The following is a 4,333-nucleotide window of genomic DNA, read 5'->3' on the forward strand; positions in this document are numbered from 1 at the left end:
GTCGCCCTCCTGCCGTACCTCCTCGTCCTGCTCGCCATTCCCATCGGCCCCGGCGAGGGAGCCGTCGGCCAGTTCATCGAGAGGAATGCGGTGCGGCGCTGGGGCGGAAGGCGGGGGCAGGTGGCCGAGAATGAACGACTGCGGCTGGCGATCATCATCGGCAGCATCAGGAAGGGCCGGTTCGGGCACGTCGCGGCGGAATGGCTGGCCTCCCGGGCCCGGTTGCGGCCCGACTTCGACGTGGACGTCATAGACCTGGCCACGGCCTGGCTGCCCGACGTGATGTCCGCCGACCCGTCGGCGCCCCGGCCCCAGGCCGTCAAGGACCTCGCGCCCTGGCTTGAGGCGGCCGACGCGTTCGTGGTGGTCACCCCCGAGCACAACCAGACGTTCCCGGCGTCCTTGAAGAACGCGATCGACTGGTACGACACGGAATGGCACGCCAAACCCGTGGGATTCCTCTCCTACGGCGGCCCCTCCAGCGGATTGTGCGCCGTGGCGGCCCTGCGACAGGTCTTCGGCGACGTCCACGCCGTCCCGGTGCGCGAGGCCGTGAGCTTCCACAACTACTGGGAGCGGCTCGGCCCCGACGGCACCCTGGCCGCCTCCGACGACTGGGACGTGTCGGCCCGGCTGATGTTCGACCGCCTCAGCTGGTGGGCCGGTGTGCTGCACCGGGCCCGGGCGGAGCGCGGCTACCACGTACCCCAGGTGAACAGACAGGAGCGCAACGCGCCATGGACGGCCAGTGGTTCCGACGTTTCGCCGATCCCGAGCCCGACGCTCTCCGGCTGATCTGCTTCCCGCACGCCGGCGGCGCGGCCAGCGCGTACCAGCCGCTGTCCCGGCGGCTCCGGCCGCACGTCGAGGTGCGGGCGGTGCAGTACCCCGGCCGCCAGGACCGCCGGCTGGAGACGCCGGTGGCGGACATCGGGGAACTGGCCGCGGTCGTCGCCGGGAAACTGGAGGCCGAGGCCGAGGACAGGGATGGAGCCGGAGAGGCGGCAGCGCCCTTCGCTTTCTTCGGCCACAGCATGGGCGCTCTGGTCGCCTACGAGACCGCCCGGATCCTGGAGGAGCGCGGCGCCCGGCCACCTGGCAGGCTCTTCCTGTCGGCCAGGGGAGCGCCGGGAGCGCGGCGCAGTCCGCACGACGTGCTCCCGGACGACGACGCGATCCTGGCCGCCGTACGCCGGCTCGGGGGGACCGGCGTGGCCCTGCTCGACGACCCCGAGCTGGTGGCAATGGTGCTGCCGGCTCTGCGAGCCGACTACGCGGCCCTCGCCGCGTACTCCTGGACACCCCGGGAGCCGCTGCGCACGCCGGTCACCGTGCTGTGCGGCGACTCCGACCCGGTCGTCTCCGTCGAGGAGGCGGCCGGCTGGCGGGCGTTCACCCGCGCCGAGACCGAGGTGCGGGTCTTTCCCGGCGGTCACTTCTACGTGGACCAGCGTCTCGACGACGTGGCCGAGGTGGTACTGCGCGGCGTCCGCTCGGTGAGCGCCGCTCGGGTGGGCAACGACGCCTGCCATGACTGATCACGGCTGTTCGACGTACGGGGGTAGGCGTGGAATTCAAGGTTCTCGGACCGCTCGACGTGGTGAACGGCGGGCGCAGTCTGCCGCTGGGCGGCGTCAAGCAGAGAGCGGTCCTCGGACTGCTCCTCCTCCACGCCAACCAGGTGGTCGCCACCAGCCAGCTCCTGGAGGCCCTGTGGCCCGAGGACGCGAGGCCGGTCACGGCACGCAAGATGGTGCAGAACGCCGTATGGGGGCTGCGGGCCCTGCTGGAGAGCGGTGACGGCGAGGGACACGAGGCGCCCCGATTGCTCACCCGGGCACCGGGATACGTCCTGCGCGTCGACCCCGAGCAGCTCGACGCGACCCGCTTCGAGCGCGCCGTCGCCGCCGGCCGGGCACGCCTGGACGCGGGTGAGGCGGCCGAGGCCGCCGAGCTGCTGGGGGAGGCCTTGGCCGAATGGCGCGGCTCGGCCCTGTCCGATCTGGCCGAACAGGGCATGGAGTGGGCCGAGCTGACGGCATTGCGGCAGCTGCGCCTGGACGCCATGGAGGACCGCTTCGAGGCGGAGCTGGCATGCGGCCGCCACCATGCCGTACTGGGTGAACTCACCTCGCTCGCCGAGGCAGAGCCCCTGCGGGAGCGGCTGTGCGGGCAGTTGATGCTCGCCCTGTACCGCTGCGGTCGGCAGGCGGAGGCGCTGAGCGTGTTCAGCAGGGTGCGGCTGGCCCTGGTGGAGGAGTACGGCCTGGAGCCGTCCGCCGCCCTGCAGGCCCTGCAGCACCGCATCCTGCGCCACGACCAGGCACTGGCCTCCCCCACGGAGCTCCGCGCGGAGCCGGGCGCCCCAGGGACGAGCGCGCCGGGACGGCTTGCGGCCGGGGACACGGACGCCGTGCGGGCCCCGGTCCGGATCACCGCGGACACCGGCGTCCCCGGGGTGGCCGGGCCGGACGTCAAGGCACCGGAACCCCTGCGGACGCCCGCCCTCCTGTCCGTCGGCGCCGCGGAAGGCGGGGACCGTCCCGGCACGGTGTCCACGTACGGCGTCGTGGGGAGCGGCGAGCAACCGGGCGAGACAACGGGATTCGGCGTCGCCGAGGGGGGCGGCGCGGTCGCCGAGCGGCGGGACGTGTGCGTGCTCGTGGTGTGCACCGAGTCCGCCGGGGACGCGGCGGCCATGGGGAGCGAACAGCTGGACACCTCCCTGCACGACGCGGTCACCGTGCTCACGGAGAGCGTCGAGGACCGTTCCGGGACGGTCGTCGGCTCCATGGGCGGGCTGTGCGCCGCACTGTTCGGACTGCGGTCCGAACGCCCCGAGGCGTCGCTGAACGCGGTGCGCGCGGCCTTCGCGGCCCGTGACCGGCTGGCCACCCGGGCGGGCATGGTGATGCGTGCCGTGGTGATCTCCGGCAAGGCGATCGTGCGCCACGACCCGCACGACCCGGGCGTCGCCGTCTCGGTGGTGGGCACCCTGCTCGACAAGGCGCACGGGCTGCTCTCCGGCGTCCCGGAGGGCGAGCTGTACGTGAGCGAGGACGTGGCCGGTGACACCGGCGCGTGGGTGAGCTACGACGAGACGACCCGCGCCGCCGACGGTGCCCCCGGCATCCGCAGGGCCCGGGCCCTGCACCCGGACGAGCCCGCCGGGCACGGCACCGACCGCCGGGGCCGACCCGAACTCGCCCTGCTGGAGAACCTGCTGGAGTACTCGCGCCACCATGACGTGCCGTCCCTGCTGACGGTGCTCGGCGATCACGGGGCCGGCAAGTCCCGCCTGCTCGCCCAGTTCGAGCACCGCGTCGCGGGCGACGCCGACGACGTGCGGGTCGTACACCCGCGCGTTCCGAGAGGCAGCCAGGACGCCGCCGGTGTCGCGGCCGCGCTGCTGGAGGCCTGGGCGCCGCGGCACGGGACGCGGCCCGACCCGCCCGAGCAGCGGATCAGAGCCGTGGTCCGCTCCGCCGTCGACTCCGACGTGGACGCCGCGCGGCTCCTGCGTGTGCTGTGCCCCGCACCCCATCCCGGCCCGGCCGGGCGCGGGGCCGACCTGCTCACCGCCTGGGGCGAGGTGATCGAGCACGAGGCACGCCACCGCGCCGTGGTGCTCTGCCTGGACGATCTGCACCTCGCCGACGACGTGGTGCTGGACTGGGCGGAGAGCCTGGGCGGCGCGGGCACCGGGGCGCTGCTGGTCGTCGCGTGCGGCCATTCCGACCTGCTGCGCCGCAGGCCCATCTGGGGCAGCGCCTGCGAGCACACCGGCCGGCTGACCCTGCCGCGCCTGCGCGAGCCGGCCGCCGCTCCCCAGCCGCGGCGCACACTGCCCTTCCTGGACTGCCGCCCCCGCCGCCAGGAGGAGCGGGCGAGGCCGTCGGGCCGGATCCACACCGGGTTCCGGGGCAAGGCGGCCGAGCCGGTCGAGGTCCGACCCGGGCGACGGGCGGTGTGAGGACGTGGTCGGCCGGGTGGCGCCGCCCGCGCGGCGGGCCGTGCGATCACCGGGGCGGTCGTGGCGCGGTGATGACCGGGCCGAGGAGTCGCGAATGGGCGGTGTGTGGGCGGGACTTGGTGTGCTGTCCCTATGGACATCGCAACCTCGCAGACCCGCCGTCCCACGCACGCCTCACCTCGCCCCGGGCGTGGAACCGCCGCCGAGATGGACACCCCGCTGGCCGTCTTCGTCGGCGACCGGTTCGCTGCGGCCCTCCACGAAGCGTTCGCTATGGCCGCGCTCATGCCGTCCAGCACGAGCAGCAGCACCCGCCGCTCCTCCTCGCGCCGGACGACGGGTCCGACCACACGGTCGAGG

The 4,333-nt window shown here is 74.2% G+C and carries 4 protein-coding genes; all 4 read left to right on the forward strand.

Annotated elements, in window-relative coordinates:
- Positions 1–795, forward strand: a 795-nt coding sequence (locus tag ABZ281_RS39905; protein ID WP_356662875.1) for an NAD(P)H-dependent oxidoreductase, incomplete at its 5' end; no start/stop codon positions are given.
- Positions 738–1,538, forward strand: a complete 801-nt coding sequence (locus tag ABZ281_RS39910) for an alpha/beta fold hydrolase (protein ID WP_356662876.1) — start codon at positions 738–740, stop codon at positions 1,536–1,538. The genes ABZ281_RS39905 and ABZ281_RS39910, both read left to right, overlap by 58 nt.
- A 29-nt stretch (positions 1,539–1,567) precedes the next feature.
- Positions 1,568–3,973, forward strand: coding sequence for a BTAD domain-containing putative transcriptional regulator (locus ABZ281_RS39915; RefSeq protein ID WP_356662877.1), 2,406 nt, complete (start codon positions 1,568–1,570; stop codon positions 3,971–3,973).
- A 132-nt stretch (positions 3,974–4,105) separates the two neighbouring features.
- The coding region (locus ABZ281_RS39920; RefSeq protein ID WP_356662878.1) for a hypothetical protein at positions 4,106–4,333 on the forward strand (228 nt) is incomplete at its 3' end.

The sequence above is a fragment of the Streptomyces sp. NPDC006265 genome, assembly GCF_040613555.1.
Classification (GTDB): Bacteria; Actinomycetota; Actinomycetes; order Streptomycetales; family Streptomycetaceae; genus Streptomyces.